Source organism: Psychrilyobacter piezotolerans (assembly GCF_003391055.1).
Lineage (GTDB): Bacteria > Fusobacteriota > Fusobacteriia > Fusobacteriales > Fusobacteriaceae > Psychrilyobacter > Psychrilyobacter piezotolerans.
In genome coordinates this window covers 20,707-38,779 of the sequence record NZ_QUAJ01000005.1, presented here as the reverse complement: position 1 = coordinate 38,779, position 18,073 = coordinate 20,707, and the positions used below count along the sequence as shown (strand labels likewise).

Sequence of the window (18,073 nt, the reverse complement as noted above, 5' to 3'; positions counted from 1 at the left end):
TTAACCTCCTATACCCTGCACAACCATAGTTACACCGCTAATAATAGTTTTTATTCCCACAGCCATTATAAACAACTGCATCACCCTGGACAGTACAAATAAAACCAATTCCCCAAATATTTTTTCTATAATATCTGTAACAGAAAACATAAGATGGGTAATTACAAATACCACAACACAGGAGAGGACACTGGAAATTCCCCCTGCCTCCTGGCTGATAAGGAGTACCCCTGCCAACGACCCCGGACCAACTAACATGGGGAAAGCCATGGGAATTATCCCCTGTTTGATCTCCTCCTCCTCTGTTAATTCTTCCTGGGGCTCATTTTTTTTCTTATGTTTTTCATTAAATAAGAGATTCTTTAAAGCTACAACAACTAAGATTATTCCTCCCGCTATCTTGACTTCTTTCATCTCCACCCTGAAAAAACTATGCATCATAAATGATCCTATAAGAGCAAATGTCGCCATTATGGCAAAGCCGGTAATGACTATCACTTTAAATAATTTTTTCCTGGTAATTTTCCCCATATCCTCTGTCAACCCTATAAACAATGGTACATTTCCAAATGGGTTCAATATAGCAATCATAGTCATGGCGTTGATAAATATCTGAATCACATATTCCATTTTATTTCACCTTCCTGGTATTTTATATTCGACTAAACTTATCATATTCCTTGATTTTTTTTTCTTATCTTTGATTTTTTTTATCTGAAAACTGTAAGTTTATAAATAACAGTTTCTCCCTTTAAAAAAGACAGCCGCCCTATTTCTTTATAGTGTTTGCATTTATAACTCCTTTGTTAAATCATAAATAAAACAACTTAAGGGGGAGCAGAAAATGATCTTAGCGGGCGATTTTAAAGGATGGAAAAAAGGTGAATATTGTATCGTTGCGTTATTTTTAATGTCAAAGAGGTATACGGAAAACTGGTACCTATGGATCCTTGTAAATGCCATATCTGTAATATTATGGCTCCGAGTAGGAGATATAAGCTCTGAAACAGTTGCGACATTGTTGATGTATGGCACAATTGACATCCTTTCCCTTCCATAGTATATATAAATACTGAGTTTATTCAGATTTAAGGAGGATTTTATGAAAAATATGATAGTAGGGCTCAGCGGCTCTCAGCGTGATTTTGATAATACAGGATTTATCAGGGATTATGTAAATAACCATTATTCCGATTCTATAATAAAGATTGGAGGAACTCCCATTAGTTTACCCTTGACCGAGGATGAAAAAACTATTTCTAAGTATATCGATCTCATAGATGGTTTAATTTTAACCGGGGGAGGCGACATCAATCCTCAATTATTCCAGGAGGAATCCCTTCCGGAAACTCAAACTCCAGACCTGAGAAGGGATTCCTTCGATATGCTTCTTATAAAATATGCAATCAAAAAAAACATCCCTATTTTGGGAGTCTGCAGGGGGATGCAGCTATTAAATGTGTACTTCGGCGGTACCCTCTACCAGGATTTAAAATATAATGAAGAGGTCTATCTAAAGCACCTTCAAGGTGATGGCAGCCCTCATATTCCTGTACATAAAATTATTCCAGTTGAAGACTCCTTTCTAAATAAGTTATTTACTGATGATCTATGGGTTAATTCATTTCATCACCAGAGTATAAAAGCAGTTGGGGATAAGTTGCAAATTTCTGCTAAATCCAGCGATAATGTAATCGAAGCTATTGAATATATAGATGATAATCACTTCATATTAGGAGTCCAATGGCATCCTGAGATGATGTATTCCCAAGGGAACAATGGGGATATGAAGGAACTATTTCAATACTTTATGGAAAGTTTAAAACAAAAAAGGAAATAAAATATGTCCAGATATCGGCAAACTAACCATATTTTTATAAAGCCGTCGTTCTTTTAGTGAGAGATTGACAAGTGCACTGAAAATGTGTTAAAAACTAATTAGCACACTAGAACATCGAGTGCTAAAAAATTTTTAGGAGGATTTACTATGCATAAAGAAACATTAAATTTTCAAACTGAAACTAAAGAACTATTAAACCTAATGATTCATTCTATCTACACACATAAGGAAATTTTTTTAAGGGAGTTAATCTCCAATGCCAGTGATGCCCTGGATAAACTAAAATTTAAAGCCCTTACAGATCAAAATATATTGAAAAATGATAACGAATTTAAGATAGAGATATTTATAAATAAAGAAAAAAACACCATCACTATCAAAGACAATGGAATTGGAATGACCCACGAAGAGGTTGTCTCAAATATCGGTACCATTGCAAAATCAGGATCCCGTGAATTTACACAAGCTCTCAAAGAGGCAAAAAATAACAATAATGACCTCTCTGTCATCGGACAATTTGGGGTGGGATTCTATTCATCATTTATGGTAGCTGACAAGATAACTCTTAAAACTAAAAGTCCCGATTCTGATACAGGGGTAAAATGGGTATCTACAGGAGAAGGCAGCTTTACCATAGAGGACACTAAACAATCTCACAGGGGAACTGAGATCATCCTCCATCTGAGAGAGGAAGAGAATAAAGAGGATTCCAATGCAGAATATTTGGAGGAGTATAAGATCAAAGAATTGATTCAAAAATATTCTGACTATGTAAGATATCCAATCTTACTTGAAGTAACTAAAACTATTGAAGATGAAGAAACTAAGGAAAAAGTAGAAACAGTCGAGTTGGAAAAAATAAATTCCCAGACCCCTCTATGGAAAAAATCTAAAACTAAAATCACAGAAGAGGAATACAATGAATTTTATCAGGGAAAATTCCACGACTGGACCGACCCTTTAAAAACTATTCATTTTAAAGTCGAGGGAAATTTAGATTATGCAGCACTGCTTTATATCCCGTCTAAAACTCCTATGGATTTTTATTCCAAAGAGTTTGAAAAAGGGCTGCAGCTGTATAGTAAAAATGTCTTTATCATGGAAAAGTGCAAAGAATTGATCCCGGATCACTTCAGATTTATCAAGGGATTGGTGGATTCTCCAGATCTCTCTCTGAATATTTCCCGTGAAATCTTACAACAAAACAGGCAGTTAGCAATAATCGCTAAAAATTTAGAGAAGAAGATCCAAAAAGAATTGGAGAAGATGTTAGAAAGCGATAGAGATGAATATATTAAATTTTGGAATGAATTCGGTATAAATATAAAGGGTGGAATCTACGAAGAATTCGGCAGATATAAGGATACACTGAAAAATCTTTTGATTTTCAACACTACAAAAGATGATAATATGACCACTTTAATGGAATATAAGGATAGGATGCCTGAAGATCAGAAACATATCTACTATGTTTCCGGGGATAATATCAAAAGTCTGGAAAAGATGCCTCAATTGGAGGGAATTAAGGCAAAAGGGTGGGAAGTTTTATACTTTACCGATAAAATAGATGAATTTGCCATCAAATCTCTGGGAAGTTTTGAAAACCTTACATTTAAATCTATCCACGAAGCCAATGAAGAGCTTTCCAGTGAGGATGACAAGAAGATGTTAGATGAGGTTGAAAAAGATAATTCCGATCTATTTACTAAGATTAAAGAAGCTTTAGGAGATAAAGTTTCTAAAGTCAGACCTACTACAAGGCTTAAATCCAGTGCTGTCTGCCTGGTGAGCGGTACAGATGGGATCTCATTTGAGATGGAAAAAGTAATGGCTGAGATACCAGGTGATAACCCCATGGGAGCTCTCAAGGCAGAGAGAATTTTAGAGATAAATTCCAACCATGAACTCTTTAAAGCCTTGATTAAAGTCAATGAAACACACCCGGAAAATTTAAGTAAGTATGCAGAAGTATTATATTCTCAAGCTTTACTTATAGAAGGATTTCAATTAGAGGATCCCATAGAATTTGCCAACAATATGACAGAATTATTAATAAAAGCTTCTAAAAACTAAAATTTTAGCCACCAATGAACACCAATCGTATCTTTGAAGGTCTTAGTGTGCTCTGAGTTGAAAGGTAAGCTCTAAAGATTCCATCTTTAATACGGGTTCATTTCTTAGTGCTGAAGGTTTTAGTCTGGTTTTGTCTGTATTTAAGCATCAGATTTTAGTCAGCGTCAAGGGTTTGGAATCTGTTTCAAAAAAAAAGCTGGAAATGACATTATGTCATCTCCAGCTTTTATATTATATAAATACTTTTATTTTCTCGCTGCTTTTAATTTATCAGCCATAGCAGTTGCAATAGCTTCTAACTTTGTATAATCTTCCGATCTTGGAGATCCTTTTACCTCTACAGGTTCTCCTACAACTTCTACACCTCTAAGTGAATCGGCAAAGGCTTGTATCCCTTTTACTCCGCCACCACTCCACATCATATTTCCAAAGATACCCAGATATCTATTTTTTAACCCATAGTTTTGCAGTTTAGACAGAAGTGGCTGAACTTTTGGATAAACTGCATTGTTATGTGAACAAGATCCTATGATTAACCCTTGATATTTCCATATATCACTGATTATATATGAGTGATCTGTCTTAGATGCATCATATAACTTTATATCGATGATTCCTTCTTTAGACAGCTGTCTTGCAATTGCATTTGCCATCTTTTCTGTATTTCCATACATAGAACCATAAACTATTACTACCCCTTCTGCTTCCGGTTCCATCTTAGACCATGCATCATAGTGACCTAATACTCTAGATATATCCGTTCTCCATACAGGACCGTGACAAGGAGCTATACACTTGATGTCCAATCCGCCTAATTTTTTTATGGCAGCCTGTGTAGGAGCTCCATACTTACCTACGATATTTGAATAGTATCTTCTCATCTCATCCTCATAGAAACTAAGGTTTAACTGGTCATCAAAGATCCCTCCGTCTAACGAACCAAAACTTCCAAATGCATCATTTGAAAATAATGTTCCTGTAGAAGATTCATACGTAACCATAGATTCCGGCCAATGTACCATAGGTACCATGGCAAATGTAAGGGTATGTTTACCTAACTCTAAAGTATCCCCTTCCTTGACTACCAACCTGTTGTTTTCGCAACCTTCCTTTGCACAGTCATAAAATGCATCCAGCATTGGAAAAGTCTTTACATTTCCTACCAGAGTGACATCTGGATACAGTCTGATTATATCCTTTATAGCTCCCGCATGGTCTGGTTCCATATGATTTATTATCAGATAATCTATCTTTCTGCCCTGTAATACTCCCTCAACCTTCTCTAGGAAATTCTCACTGGTTCCAATCTCTACTGTATCAATAAGTGCTACCTTTTCATCTAAAATAAGGTATGAGTTATAAGAAACTCCCTTATCTAGCGGCAGATAGTTCTCAAATCTTTGAGTTTTTCTGTCATTTACCCCTACCCAAAAAATGTCATCACTTACATTTTCAATATTATGCATTCTAACTCCTCCTCAATAATTTCAATTTAAACATTTATTTTTTTAAGTATTTTTGCCTTTAAATTTGAATAATTATAATTTTAACCTTGTTATATAATAACAAATATTCCACTTCCAAACAAGTGAAAAAAATAATATATTTTATAATTTTCTACTATGCTTAAAGTTTATGGTATAATTCTAAAGATGTCAATAATTTTAGGAGGTTATTTTATGGATCCGGTATTTTTTACCATTGGAAGTTTTGAAGTACACTACTATGGTCTTATGTATGCCATTGCATTTTTATTAGGAATTGAACTGGCTAAAATAGGAGGAAAGAGAAAGGGATTTGACCCTGCACTCATGGAAAACTTTGCCTTTATAGCCATGATCTCTGGTTTATTGGGGGGGAGACTGTATTATGTGTTGTTTAATCCCACTTATTACTTTAGTCATCCGGGAGATATATTGGCAGTTTGGAAAGGCGGAATGGCTATCCACGGTGGAATTTTAGGAGGGATAGTCGGAACATATTTCTTTGCTAAAAAACACAAGATATCTATGTGGAGTTTAGGAGATATTGCTGCTGCACCATTTATCTTAGGACAGGCAATCGGTAGGATCGGTAATTTTATGAACGGGGAAGTTCACGGGGTTCCTACATTTACCCCTTTTAGTGTTATATTTTCTATCAAACCAAAATTTGTGGAGTGGTACAACACCTATAACTCTTTGAGTTTAACCGCTCAAATGAAATTTAAGGAGTTAGTCCCCTGGGGAATTGTATTCCCGGATTCATCCCCTGCAGGAAGAGAGTTTCCGGGCTTAGCCTTACACCCGGCCATGTTATATGAGTTAATCTTAAACTTTATGGCTTTTCTGTCTATTTGGTTTTTCTTCAGACATAAAAATTATAAACCAGGAACAGTATGGTTTATCTATATTATAGAATACAGCCTTATCAGGACTTTCGTCAGTTTCTTTAGAAGTGAAGACCTGATGTTTTACGGTTTCCGTGCACCTCATGTTATCAGCGTAATCTTAATCATCTGGTCGGTATCTATGATCAGATATTTTAACAGAAAAAAAGCAAATTAAAGAATAAATAAAAATAGGATTAGAAGGTTTACTTCTAATCCTATTTTTATTTACTCCAGCCCCTCTGCTATCTCAAGGAGTTCCTTTGGGTCTTCTATAAGGTAATCCGGGTCATGTTTTTTTAAGTTGGCAGATGTATTAAATCCCCACCCCACAGATACAATAGGCACTTCTACTTTTTTACATGCCTCTATATCCCGTGTTTCATCTCCTACATATATGATCCTATCTAATTTTTCTATCTTCATTATTTTATTTATGGCTTTATCCTTTCCAAATATATTTTTTTCAGAATAGATAAATTCAAATAAATTTCTCAGCTCATAGTGGTTTAAAAAGTTATCTACATTTTTTTTATTGTTAGATGTCAATATTCCCATCTTATATCCCATTTTATTTAAAGATATCAAAACTTCCTTTATCCCATCTATAAGAGGGATATCACCCATTTTTTGAGACATCAATTTTTTCAATCTAAACAGAAGAATTGGAAGTTTAATCAGATTGATATCGTGATCTTTCAGCAATTTGTAGGTATGCTTTTCCTTTAAATCCTCTATTTCATTTTTTTCTATCTTCTTACACCTGAGTTTTTTTGCTATATGGTTATTGTATAGATCTATTCCCATGTGTAAAGAATCGGCTATGGTACCGTCAAAATCGAATATAAACATAGTTTTTTTCATAATCAACCCTCCCCTCTTTCCATAACCTAATTATACCACATAAAAAAAGCAGTTTCAAAGGATCTGACCTTTAAAACTGCCATATATTTAAATGAATTTATTTAGATAATAATTCCACTGTAGATAAAACAACAATTATCCACATAGTAGGTTTTACTGTTTTAACCTTTCCAGATATAATCTCTATAACTGCATATGAAATAAATCCAAAGGTAATCCCGGTACTGATACTGTATGTCAATGGCATCAAAATTATTGTTAAAAATGCCGGGATAGCAATTTCTATCTTGTGCAGGTCGATATCTATAAGATTTTTAAACATATATACTCCTACAATAATAAGCGCCGGTGCCGTAGCAAATGCCGGAACTACTCCTATCACCGGAGTAAAAAACATAGCTAAGAAAAATAGGATTGCCGTTGTGGCAGATGTAAGTCCCGTTCTTCCCCCTTCGGCTATTCCGGAAGCTGATTCTACAAAGGTAGTAGTGGTACTGGTCCCCAATAATGACCCTATTACAGTAGCTGCTGCATCGGCTTCCAATATCTTACTCACATTCTCTATCTTTCCTTTTTCATCTATCATCTCAGCTTCATTTGCACAGGCTACTATGGTTCCAACCGAGTCAAATAAATCTACGAACATAAATGAAAATATCGGTCCAATCATAGACAGCTTCAAGGCTCCCAATATATCTAATTTAAAGGCTATAGGTGCTATGCTCGGAGGAGTAGACATTATTCCATTTGGTAATTCTACATACCCTAAAACCATTCCTAAGACAGTGGTTATAACTATTCCTATTAAAATTCCACCCTTCACCTGTTTTATTTCCAGTCCACCCATTATTGTAAGTCCTATCAATCCTAAGATTACAGTGGGACTTAGGGGTCCTAATCCTACCAAAGTTGCCGGGTTAGCTACAATTAATCCTAAATTTTTCATTCCGATAAATGCAATAAACAATCCAATACCTGCTCCTACTGCTAATCTAAGTTGAAGGGGGATAGCATCTATTATTTTTTCCCTGAATCCGGTCATTGTAAGTAATAAAAATGCGATTCCTGATATAAATACTACTCCCAAGGCTACATTCCAAGTGGCTCCCATCCCAAATACCAGGGTATAAGTAAAGAATGCATTTAATCCCATTCCAGGTGCCATAGCTAATGGTGCATTAACCCAAAGGGCAGTTATCATGGTTCCTATAAAGGCTGCCAAACAAGTAACAGTAATCAAAGCTCCCTTATCCATACCGGTTTCACCCAATATTCCCGGGTTTACAAATATAATATAAGCCATTGTTAAAAACGTAGTTGTTCCTGCTACCATCTCCTGTTTTATGTTTGTTCCATGTTTTTCCAATTGAAAAAAATCCATCTCTTTCTCCCTTTTTTATAATATAATTGTTAAAAATAAAAAACCCCATGCTATATACAAGGGGTTGATTATTTACAATTCAATCATAATTGTTAAAAACTCCTGAAAGCTTTTACAAAACCATGGAAGAAATTATAATTAATTAACCCCATAGTAAGCCATTTACGGTGACTCGTAGAAACTTCCAACCAAATTATGGAAATATATGGGTTTAAATATTTTATAACTAATATTACAATAATTTAATTGCTGATGTCAAGAATTTCTTTTTTTAATCCTGTTTTTTTAACCATATAGCAGCCTGACATTTCTATCTGATTTTCATCCAAAATTTCTCTTGCAGCCTTATAATCTAAGGGGTTTATACGTAGTGACAGTCCGCAGCTGGATGTTATCTCCCTAGGTACAGGAATTATTCTTATATCTAAATTTACTTCTTTTAATAATTTTTCACTCTTTATCGCCATATGAGTGGACTCAAAGGAGATAAGGTTAAATTCTTCTGTTTTTTTCATTTTTACCCTCACTTTTTTAGATTCAAAAAACTTGACGCAGACTAGAATCTGACTTTATCTTTTGACTTTTAATTTCGAAGTTTATAGTCGTTTCGCTTCAGCTATACTGTTTCTACAATGACGATCGTGCATTACTAGTTAAGACAATTATAAACTTCTTGTTCCTCTTTGGTTCGTTTCTCAGATCAAGCCGAGAAATGAACCCAGTTAAGGGCGGAACCCTTAGAATCTTCTTTTGACACAGAGACCCGCTGAGATGTTAAACTAAAGCTACACGGAGGTTTTCTCTGTGCACCTCTCTGTTCTCCTGTGTATCTCTGTGTCCAAGTTTTTCCTTCAAATTAGTTGATCTCCCTTCCACACCTTGCTTTGGTTTCTCTTGTGGAGAGAAACCATAAGAAGGAAGAGTCAGATAATTCTATGGTCTTATTAACTTATCTGCACCCTGCAGTCTTTCCATGATGGTATACATATTAGTTACCTCTCCTACTGCCAATTTATCCCCTAAATTATAGTAGTTAAGGCAGGTTCCGCAGGTTAATATCTCCACTCCCATTTCCTCTAAAGTTTTTAGATCTTCCAGTGTAGGAGCATCTTCTACTGTGAGCTTAGCTCCCCCATTATAGAATAAAACCGTAGTCGGCATAAGATCCATCTCGGTCAATGTATAGATAAATCCCTTCATCAATACATCTCCTAATTCATCGATCCCTTCTCCCATCTTATCTGAAGAGACAGCTATGACCATCTTTTCATTTGATGCCGCATCAGTTGAATCAGCAACAGCTCCGCCTTCACCCTTGGTGATTACTACCCTGTACTTATGCTCCTCCACTTTCTCATAACTGGACTCCAGTCCCATCTCTTTAGCCATTTTCAGCAGATTTTCCATGGAAGCTTCATTGTCGACCATGGTTTCTACGCTTCCATTTTCCTCTATATTTTTTAACGCTTTTTTTGTTTGAATTACAGGTAATGGACAAGCCATCCCCATAGCATCTATTTTTATCAAAATTGATTCCCCCCATATTTTTGCCACCAATCTACACTAATTTTCTCCAAATTTATAAACCTTATAGTCATTTCATAGGAGCTTTTTTTTGACACAGATTACACAGATGTATAACTTTTATTTCCGCAGATTCAAAACATTAAACCCTTACACTAAGCTCACGAAGTCAAAATAATTCTGAATTTAGAATTTTAAATTCTTCTACTTAGCGTTCTTTTCCTTTGTGTACTTTGTGTCCGAGATTTAAAAAATAATTTTAATCTGTGTTAATCTGCATAATCTGCGACTAAAACTTCTTTTTTTCTTTGTCACATATTTCTCAGGTTTTCTTATGATCACTCAAATATTCGCGTAATTCGCGGTTAATCTCTTCGTTATTACACCAGTACCCTTGCGTTATCTACCCTCTTAGTTACTCCCACCTTATCCAAATGTTCCAGATATGCAACCAAATATTTTCTGCTGGTGTCTATCTTCCCTTTAACGTCAGGAAGGGCTATCTCTTTTCCGCCTTCTCCCAGCTGATTTATTACCATCATTAGATTATTATAATCTGAGTCCAGAAGAAAAACATCCTTTTCTATGAACTTCAATTTTCCTAACAATACCATCATATCAAAAACCCTCTTTAATTCTTTGGGATCGCTCGTTAATTTAGAAAGTTCCTCATATTTAGGAGGCTTGTAGCCATTATCTTTATAGGTTTTTAAAATTATCTCTTTAATTTTTTCCTGGTTTTTACTTAACTTTATCTCAAAGTCAAAGGCTGAAACCAGACCGGAGTTTACCTTTATAACTTTGTCATCCTCTAATTTTGATAAGATCTCTAAATAGTTTTTATTCTTAAATTTTTTAGAAAAAACCTTATTTCTAACAGTTGAAGTATTTTCTCCTATAAGAAGGGGGTTTTTACTGTGAAACTCCTCCAACATAGACAAAAGCTCCGCCTTTTTTTCCTCTAAGAAGTTTTTATGCATATATACAGTTTCATTTAAAGCTGTTAACTCTAAAACTTCCTTATTTTTAACCAGTTTTTCCAAAGATTCAGTGATATCTTCAGCACTTCCAAAATTTAATTTTATATCTTCAAAAGATGGATATTTAGAACTTAACTCCTCAATGACGCTGGATAGTTTAACACTGTTATCACTCTTCCCGCCCTTTAATTTTCCGATTAATTTTTCATCAAATCTTTTGGCCTTGGCAGCCATTGGATTTAAAATAGTTACTCCTCCAATGGTAAACATAGGAGAATAATTACGAAGTATTCCCAGATCTCCAGTGAAACCAACCAATTCCTTCTCTAAGATCAATTGGGCATAACCGCTGTCCCCGGCTTTTAATTCCTGTTGATCCAGTAATTTTATTCTACAGATGATCTCTTTGGTTCCGTGATGAAATCTAACCCTTTGGTTATTTTTCAGCACCTTGCTGTTGGAAGACAGATAATTTATTTCTACATCCATAAGCCTGGTTACAGAAAGGGAATTAGGAGTAGCTACTACACTTCCCCTCTTTATATCTTCCTTATCTATCCCTGCAAGGTTTATGGCACATCTATTCCCTGCACTGAGGGTATCCACACTGAGGCCATGGTTTTGTATCCCTCTGACCTTTGCTACCCTGTCACCTGGATATATCTGCAATGAATCTCCTACTTTTAAGTCTTTCCCCTGGGATGTTCCTGTGATCACCGTTCCAAATCCCTTTACACTAAATGATCTGTCCACCGACATCCTAAAAACTATTTTTTCCTGTTCTTCATCTTTGATAGTCTTTACTAATTCACTCAACGAGTCCCTTACCTCTTGGTAAGAGTCCGGATTGTCTATAGAGGTTTCAATCATAGAAGCCCCGCTTAAAAAACTTCCCCCTAACTCTTCTTCTATTTCACGTCTTACTTCCAGTACCCTTTCTTTACTGGCCTTATCACACTTAGTTATCACTACAACTCCGTGATGGATCCCTAAAAGTCTGACTATATCAAAATGCTCACGGGTCTGGGGCATTATTCCGTCATCAGCAGCTATAACCAGCATAACTATATCTATCCCTGTAGCTCCTGCCATCATATTTTTTACAAACTTTTCATGTCCCGGGACATCTATTATCCCTACTTTTTCTCCCTGTAGATCCAGGTAACTAAATCCTAAATCTATGGAGATTCCCCTCTTTTTTTCTTCCGGTAATCTATCGGTATCTACCCCTGTAAGGTTTTTTATCAATGTAGTTTTACCATGATCTATATGTCCTGCCGTTCCAATTACTATACTCATATTGTATCAATCCCTTTACTTAAAATTTCATAAATACTGTCCATATCGTTCTCATTCAAAGTTTTACAGTCTAAAACCAGTTTTCCACCTTGAATCCTACCAACTATAGATAATGAATTATTCCGAAGAACTCTTTCTAGTTTAACAATACTGCTTCCTATATAAGATATGGCTACCCCAAAACTATCCATAAGTTCCGTAGGCATAGACCCTCCTCCGATCATTGCACTGGTTTCAACAAGATCCACTTCCAGAGTTTCTAGAGTTTTTAATTTTTCATATAAAATATGAGCTCTTTTTTCGACCTCATCTTTCCCCTCTAATATCATTCTAAGGGTAGGAATATTTTTTACAGCTTGCGATTCATCTAAATACTCCCTCAAGGTAACTTCCAGGGCAGCTATAGTCAATTTACTTACTCTCAGAGTACGTAAAAGATTATTTTTTTTCATCTTTTCAATATACTGTCTTTTCCCTACTATTATTCCAGCCTGAGGACCTCCTAGAAGTTTATCCCCGCTGAATGTAACTACATCTATACCGGATTTTAAACTCTCCTGAACTGTAGGTTCCTTCTTATACCCGTATTTAGCAAAATCTACCAGTACTCCACTGCCTAAATCTTCAATGGAGATCAATTTTTTATCTCTAGCCATCTTAGATAACTCTTCATTCTTTACTTCCTTAGTAAATCCCATGATCTTGTAGTTAGAAGTATGAACTTTCAGGAGTGCTTTGGTTTCAGGTGTTATAGCCTCCAAATAGTCTTTCTTATGAGTTCTATTGGTTGTTCCTACCTCTATCAGCTTAGATCCACTATATTCCATTATAGCAGGAATTCTAAAGGAGCCTCCTATCTCTACCAGTTCCCCCCTGGATACTATTACTTCCCTCTCCTTAGTCAGGGTGTCTAAAACCAGCAATACTGCTGCTGCATTATTATTTACTACCAGGGCACTTTCTGCTCCTGTAATATCACAGATTAATTTTTCAATATGGGAATATCTGCTCCCCCTCTTACCGCTAGGTATATCATATTCCAGATTGTTGTAGTTGCTGGCTATATTTACTATATTTTCCACACTGCTTTCCATTAACTTGGATCTGCCTAAGTTAGTATGAATAATCGTTCCTGTGGCATTTATTACCCTTCTAAGATTTAATTGATTTTTAGATTCAATCAGCTTTATTATCTTATTGGTGATCTCCATCTTCAGGTCTTCCTTCTCCATCTCCGTATCAGCCAATCTATTATTCAATATCTCTTCCCTATAGAATGCAATTCCCTCACGAATAGATTTAATCAGGATATTATATGGAACACTATCTTTATATTCTTCTAATTTTTCACTTATTAAAAATTCATCTACCTTTGGTAAATTTGATAATAATTTTTTCACTTTTGAATCCCCCTTTTATCGCCTATATAACTTTCATTCTATATGTACTTTTACTTACAACTTCTCCTACAAGACTGGATTTTATATCCAGTTCCTCCAGATCAGCTAAAAGTTTATCTGCATCTTCATTTGCTACACTTATGAGTAATCCCCCTGAAGTCTGCGGATCAAACAATATCTCCTCCATAGGAAATGGAACTCCCTCTAAAACTACTTTATCTCCCAGATGTTTTCTATTTTTTTGTCCGGCAGAGGTAATCAGGAATTCTTCGGCATATTCATAAGCTTCCTTTATATAAGGTACCTTTTTACTGTCTACTATTATACTGATCTCATCATTCAGCATCTCCGATAAATGCCCTAAGAACCCAAATCCAGTTACATCTGTACACCCATTTATCTCATATTTTTTCATCTTTTCAGCTGAATATTTATTCAGTGTTTCCATGAGTTTTATGGCTTCCTTGTAAGAACGATCATTGGCTTCTCCTACATTATGAGCTGTTGTTACTATTCCGATCCCAAGTGGTTTTGTCAGGATTAATTTATCTCCTGCCTTACATGTGTTATTGGCTATTACCTTATCAGGGTGTACCACTCCTGTTACGGATAATCCATATTTTGGATTTTCATCATTTACAGAGTGTCCTCCGCTTAAGATTCCCCCTGATTCCATTACTTTTTCCGCTCCCCCACGTAAAATTTCCCCCAATATATTAGGATCTAATTTTTCCGGAAAGCACACTATATTTAATGCTGTAAGAACATCCCCACCCATTGCATAAACATCACTGAGAGAGTTAGCTGCTGCTATCTTTCCGTATGTATATGGATCTTCAACTATGGGAGTAAAAAAGTCTAACGTTTGAATTAAGGCCATATCCTCACTTACCTTATATACTGCCGCGTCATCAGCACTATCAAATCCAATAAGCAGATTCTCATCATATGCTTTTGGGATATGAGCCAACACTTTTGATAGAACACCCGGTCCTATTTTAGAAGTTCATCCTCCACCGCTGCAAAATTTTTTGAATTTATTCATCTTATTACCTCCCATTTTTTTTTCATTTTAACATTTTTCCCATGTTTATTCAATGTAAACAGTCTTAATGAAAAAAATAAAAGAGGTGGATTTAAAAAATCCACCTCTTTCCAGAAGCTCATATAAATAATTTGTATCAAAAAAATATTAAAAAATTATTTATCTTTAAATAATTTTTTAAATTCACCATACCCTTCTTTCTCCAGGTCTTCTACCGGGATAAACCTGAGAGATGCTGAATTTAAGCAGTACCTGAGTCCTGTAGGTTCCGGACCATCGTTAAACAGATGACCTAAATGAGAATCTCCAGCCTTACTTCTGATCTCCGTCCTTTTTTGAAAAAACTTATTGTCCTCCTTTTCCACAATATTTTCTGCAATCAATGGTCTGGTAAAACTTGGCCACCCTGTTCCAGATTTATATTTATCCAAAGAGCTGAAAAGTACTTCCCCGGAAACAACATCCACATAGATCCCGTCTTTTTTGTTGTCCCAGTATTTATTGTTAAATGGCGGTTCCGTAAACTCTTCCTGTGTTACCTTAAATTCTAAATCTGTTAATTTCTTCTTCAATTCATTCCTCCCCCAGTCTTTTCTGTCTTTTCCCCAAATTTCATCCAAAAAATCATCCCTTCCGGACCGGCTCCTGTAATACTTATATTTCAATGAACTTTTCTTATAATAATCCTGGTGATACTCTTCAGCTTTATAAAAAGCAGCAGCAGGCAGGATAGGAGTAACTATTTTGTCTTTATATACCATTCTTTTTTCCAGATTTTTTTTAGACAGTTCTGCCTCCTTTTTCTGAAAATCATTGAAATAAAAGATCGCTGTAGTATACCCATGTCCCCTGTCTCCAAATTGTCCCCCCGGGTCTGTAGGATCTACCTGTTTCCAATAAACCTTCAAAAGCTCCCCATAACTGACCTCATTTGGATCATATATGATTTCCACAACCTCAATATGCCCTCCTGAACCATAGTTCTCGTAGGTAGGGTTAATGGTAGTTCCCCCGGTATATCCAGACACCACAGATTTAACCCCCTCCATCTTTTCAAAGGGATGCTCCATACACCAAAAACATCCCCCTGCAAAGACAGCTTTTTCATACTGGGCTCCATACAGACTAAGACTCATTAAAATGATTAATAGTGTTGTCAATTTTTTCATATTACCCCCTCCTTCAATAGGTTTTTTTCGATTAAAGTGACAAAATAATTTATTTAATATCTAATATACTAAATACTGACAAAAATAAAAAAACCTTTAAAATACTTTAATAAAAAATCACAGGAGCAGGTACTGGATGTGAAAGAGCAAAAAAAAAAAGGAAATTATCCATATACTGCCAAAATGATTAAGGGTTTCATTTTGAATGTTTTTGGTCTAGGTATAACATTGTAAAATGTTAGAATTGGATCTATACTGATTATAGTTACTTGTTTTCAGTATATTTTAAATTTATATAGATTTGTGAAATGTTTGACTTAAAAAAAGGAATATAAAAGGAGATATTATGAGTAATGTAGAGCAGATTGAGTTTATGAATAAAAAAGGGCAGAACAAAGGTTTTGAAATCATATCATTAAAGAGTTTTTTTGAATCTGTGGATGAATCTTTCATTAAAACACCATACCGTACCTCTTTTTACAATTTAATTTTTATCACTGGAGGCAGGGGTGTCCATGAAATTGATTTTTTAGAATACACCGTTAAAGCAGGTGATCTTTTGATGATATCCAGGAATCGTGTTCATAGCTATAGTGAATTTAACAGTTTAGAGGGGTATTTAATAACGTTTACAGAAGGGTTTTTATGTGAATTTTTAAGCAGTCAAACTTCTGAAGTAAAAGAATTGTTTAAGCTGAGTTATTTAAATCCACATGTTAATTGTCTCGATTTATATACGACAACATTAACAACCCTTTTAAATGTAATAAATGATATGTACAAAAATGCCTATGAGTTTTTAGATAACAAGGTAATCGCTTCAGCTTTCAACACTTTTATGCAGATACTCTCCAACAGCCGCTTAGGAGAAAATCTATCAAAATATAAAAAAAATGAAACATTTGTACAGTTCACTGAATTAGTTGAAAAGAATATTAATAGTGTGAAAACTGTGAAAGAGTATGCTGATATGATGTATGTCTCGAAAAAGACGGTTAATTTAATGACCAGAAAAGCTATTGATATGTCGGCAAAGCAGTATATTATTCAGCAATTAATTCTAAAAATAAGACTTAAACTCAGTTTCGAACAAAAAAGTATCAATGAGATTGCTTATGAATTAGGATTTACAGAACCGTCAAATATGACCAGATTTTTTAAAAAAAATACAAAAATCAGCCCCAGTGAATTTAGAAATATAATAAGACACGATAAAAATAGCTGGTTAAACAGCGAAAGTATGGAATTAAATAGCCTTAGGGAATCTATTGAGGAAAATGTATATCATATTTCTTCAGAAGCAGTGGTTCCACTGCACAAGCATGAAGATCTAGACGAAATTTTTTATTGCATAAAAGGTTCTGGTTTTGGTGTACTGGAGAACGGAGAAGTAAAGTTAAATGTAGGAGATACATTTATTGCCCCTGCCGGAATAATGCATTCCCTAAGAAGTGATGGAGATCTCTATGTTGCAGCTTTTCTTATTCGTGTGGTAGATGAGCGCAAATTTGATTAGGGTTTAAATAAAATTGGATAATAATAATAAAAGGAGTAAAAACATGAATTTAAATTTAATTAAGGAATCTATTGAGACAAAGGTATATGATATACATTTTGATACAGAGGTTCCTATGCACGAACATGCCGATTGTGATGAAGTGTTTTATTGTATAAAAGGTTCCGGTTTTGGAATTTTAGAAGATGAGGAAGTAGAGTTAAATGTAGGAGATACCTTTGTTGCTCCTGCAGGAACAATGCATTCCCTTAGAAGTGAGGAAGATTTGTATGTGGTAGCCGTTCTTATACCTGCAGATAAAATTATATGTCACTGTAAACAAGTCAGTTTTGGCGATATCAGGAAAGCAATGGCTGGCGGTGCCCGTACTGTAGAGGAGATACAAAAAATCACAGGAGCTGGAATAGGTTGGGCTGGTTGCACTGAAGATATAGAAAAAATATTAGCAGTAGCTTGTGGATGCAAAGATGTTTCTATAGAAACTGTAGTTAACGCAGTTAAAGATGGTGCAGATACCGTTGAAAAAATTGGAGAAGCAACAGGAGCAGGTACTGGATGTGGAAGATGTAAGGCTTTGCTGCAAAACATAATTGACACAAAAAAGTAATTGAACA

16 protein-coding genes and 1 riboswitch are annotated in these 18,073 nt (G+C 35.2%); of the genes, 6 read left to right on the top strand and 10 right to left on the bottom strand.

Features of this window, described 5'->3' with window-relative positions:
- On the bottom strand, positions 1 to 630 hold the full coding sequence (locus DYH56_RS04065) for a MarC family protein (RefSeq protein ID WP_114641585.1): 630 nt from the start codon (positions 628 to 630) through the stop codon (positions 1 to 3).
- Between the two features lie 214 nt (positions 631 to 844).
- On the opposite strand from DYH56_RS04065, the gene DYH56_RS04060 reads away from it, so the two are divergent.
- The 3 genes from DYH56_RS04060 to htpG all read left to right on the top strand — a co-directional run bounded on the left by DYH56_RS04060 (position 845) and on the right by htpG (position 3,913).
- Entirely contained in the window at positions 845 to 1,060 is a 216-nt protein-coding gene (locus tag DYH56_RS04060; RefSeq protein WP_114641584.1) for a nicotinamide mononucleotide transporter, read from the top strand.
- A gap of 42 nt (positions 1,061 to 1,102) precedes the next feature.
- Complete coding sequence (locus DYH56_RS04055) at positions 1,103 to 1,840, top strand: gamma-glutamyl-gamma-aminobutyrate hydrolase family protein (RefSeq protein ID WP_114641583.1); 738 nt, start codon at positions 1,103 to 1,105, stop codon at positions 1,838 to 1,840.
- Between the two features lie 147 nt (positions 1,841 to 1,987).
- Entirely contained in the window at positions 1,988 to 3,913 is a 1,926-nt protein-coding gene (gene htpG, locus DYH56_RS04050; RefSeq protein WP_114641582.1) for a molecular chaperone HtpG, read from the top strand.
- A gap of 245 nt (positions 3,914 to 4,158) precedes the next feature.
- Here htpG and DYH56_RS04045 read toward each other — a convergent pair whose 3' ends face one another.
- A complete protein-coding gene (locus tag DYH56_RS04045; RefSeq protein ID WP_114641581.1) occupies positions 4,159 to 5,379 on the bottom strand; it encodes an FprA family A-type flavoprotein in 1,221 nt (406 codons plus the stop codon).
- 213 nt (positions 5,380 to 5,592) lie between these two features.
- On the opposite strand from DYH56_RS04045, the gene lgt reads away from it, so the two are divergent.
- Positions 5,593 to 6,459, top strand: coding sequence for a prolipoprotein diacylglyceryl transferase (lgt, locus tag DYH56_RS04040; protein ID WP_114641580.1), 867 nt, complete (start codon positions 5,593 to 5,595; stop codon positions 6,457 to 6,459).
- Positions 6,460 to 6,509: 50 nt separating this feature from the next.
- Here the strand turns inward: lgt and DYH56_RS04035 are convergent, their stop codons facing one another.
- The 8 genes from DYH56_RS04035 to msrB all read right to left on the bottom strand — a co-directional run bounded on the left by DYH56_RS04035 (position 6,510) and on the right by msrB (position 15,943).
- The gene (locus tag DYH56_RS04035) at positions 6,510 to 7,145 is read right to left on the bottom strand and encodes an HAD-IA family hydrolase (RefSeq protein WP_114641579.1); all 636 of its coding nucleotides are present in this window, start codon (positions 7,143 to 7,145) and stop codon (positions 6,510 to 6,512) included.
- Positions 7,146 to 7,242: 97 nt separating this feature from the next.
- Complete coding sequence (locus DYH56_RS04030) at positions 7,243 to 8,526, bottom strand: NCS2 family permease (RefSeq protein ID WP_114641578.1); 1,284 nt, start codon at positions 8,524 to 8,526, stop codon at positions 7,243 to 7,245.
- 131 nt (positions 8,527 to 8,657) lie between these two features.
- Positions 8,658 to 8,755, bottom strand: a riboswitch (purine riboswitch).
- A gap of 13 nt (positions 8,756 to 8,768) precedes the next feature.
- Entirely contained in the window at positions 8,769 to 9,041 is a 273-nt protein-coding gene (locus DYH56_RS04025) for a putative Se/S carrier protein (protein WP_114641577.1), read from the bottom strand.
- Between the two features lie 418 nt (positions 9,042 to 9,459).
- Complete coding sequence (gene yedF, locus DYH56_RS04020; protein ID WP_199532970.1) at positions 9,460 to 10,053, bottom strand: sulfurtransferase-like selenium metabolism protein YedF; 594 nt, start codon at positions 10,051 to 10,053, stop codon at positions 9,460 to 9,462.
- A 377-nt stretch (positions 10,054 to 10,430) separates the two neighbouring features.
- A complete protein-coding gene (selB, locus tag DYH56_RS04015; protein WP_114641576.1) occupies positions 10,431 to 12,329 on the bottom strand; it encodes a selenocysteine-specific translation elongation factor in 1,899 nt (632 codons plus the stop codon).
- The gene (gene selA / locus DYH56_RS04010) at positions 12,326 to 13,729 is read right to left on the bottom strand and encodes an L-seryl-tRNA(Sec) selenium transferase (RefSeq protein ID WP_114641575.1); all 1,404 of its coding nucleotides are present in this window, start codon (positions 13,727 to 13,729) and stop codon (positions 12,326 to 12,328) included. The genes selB and selA overlap by 4 nt, the downstream gene beginning before the upstream one ends.
- A gap of 22 nt (positions 13,730 to 13,751) precedes the next feature.
- Positions 13,752 to 14,726, bottom strand: a complete 975-nt coding sequence (gene selD, locus DYH56_RS04005; protein ID WP_255414675.1) for a selenide, water dikinase SelD — start codon at positions 14,724 to 14,726, stop codon at positions 13,752 to 13,754.
- Between the two features lie 203 nt (positions 14,727 to 14,929).
- On the bottom strand, positions 14,930 to 15,943 hold the full coding sequence (gene msrB, locus DYH56_RS04000; RefSeq protein WP_114641573.1) for a peptide-methionine (R)-S-oxide reductase MsrB: 1,014 nt from the start codon (positions 15,941 to 15,943) through the stop codon (positions 14,930 to 14,932).
- A 346-nt stretch (positions 15,944 to 16,289) separates the two neighbouring features.
- Here msrB and DYH56_RS03995 point away from each other — a divergent pair, with 346 nt between their 5' ends.
- Positions 16,290 to 17,459, top strand: coding sequence for a helix-turn-helix domain-containing protein (locus DYH56_RS03995; RefSeq protein ID WP_114641572.1), 1,170 nt, complete (start codon positions 16,290 to 16,292; stop codon positions 17,457 to 17,459).
- 43 nt (positions 17,460 to 17,502) lie between these two features.
- A complete protein-coding gene (locus tag DYH56_RS03990) occupies positions 17,503 to 18,066 on the top strand; it encodes a (2Fe-2S)-binding protein (RefSeq protein ID WP_114641571.1) in 564 nt (187 codons plus the stop codon).
- The last annotated feature ends 7 nt before the right edge of the window (positions 18,067 to 18,073 follow it).

Excerpts from the sequence above, each read along its gene's own strand:
- DYH56_RS04065 (WP_114641585.1), bottom strand. The coding sequence starts at position 630 with ATGGAATATGTGATTCAGATATTTATCAACGCCATGACTATGATTGCT.
- DYH56_RS04060 (WP_114641584.1), top strand. The coding sequence starts at position 845 with ATGATCTTAGCGGGCGATTTTAAAGGATGGAAAAAAGGTGAATATTGT.
- DYH56_RS04055 (WP_114641583.1), top strand. The coding sequence starts at position 1,103 with ATGAAAAATATGATAGTAGGGCTCAGCGGCTCTCAGCGTGATTTTGAT.
- htpG (WP_114641582.1), top strand. The coding sequence starts at position 1,988 with ATGCATAAAGAAACATTAAATTTTCAAACTGAAACTAAAGAACTATTA.
- DYH56_RS04045 (WP_114641581.1), bottom strand. The coding sequence starts at position 5,379 with ATGCATAATATTGAAAATGTAAGTGATGACATTTTTTGGGTAGGGGTA.
- lgt (WP_114641580.1), top strand. The coding sequence starts at position 5,593 with ATGGATCCGGTATTTTTTACCATTGGAAGTTTTGAAGTACACTACTAT.
- DYH56_RS04035 (WP_114641579.1), bottom strand. The coding sequence starts at position 7,145 with ATGAAAAAAACTATGTTTATATTCGATTTTGACGGTACCATAGCCGAT.
- DYH56_RS04030 (WP_114641578.1), bottom strand. The coding sequence starts at position 8,526 with ATGGATTTTTTTCAATTGGAAAAACATGGAACAAACATAAAACAGGAG.
- DYH56_RS04025 (WP_114641577.1), bottom strand. The coding sequence starts at position 9,041 with ATGAAAAAAACAGAAGAATTTAACCTTATCTCCTTTGAGTCCACTCAT.
- selB (WP_114641576.1), bottom strand. The coding sequence starts at position 12,329 with ATGAGTATAGTAATTGGAACGGCAGGACATATAGATCATGGTAAAACT.
- msrB (WP_114641573.1), bottom strand. The coding sequence starts at position 15,943 with ATGAAAAAATTGACAACACTATTAATCATTTTAATGAGTCTTAGTCTG.
- DYH56_RS03995 (WP_114641572.1), top strand. The coding sequence starts at position 16,290 with ATGAGTAATGTAGAGCAGATTGAGTTTATGAATAAAAAAGGGCAGAAC.
- DYH56_RS03990 (WP_114641571.1), top strand. The coding sequence starts at position 17,503 with ATGAATTTAAATTTAATTAAGGAATCTATTGAGACAAAGGTATATGAT.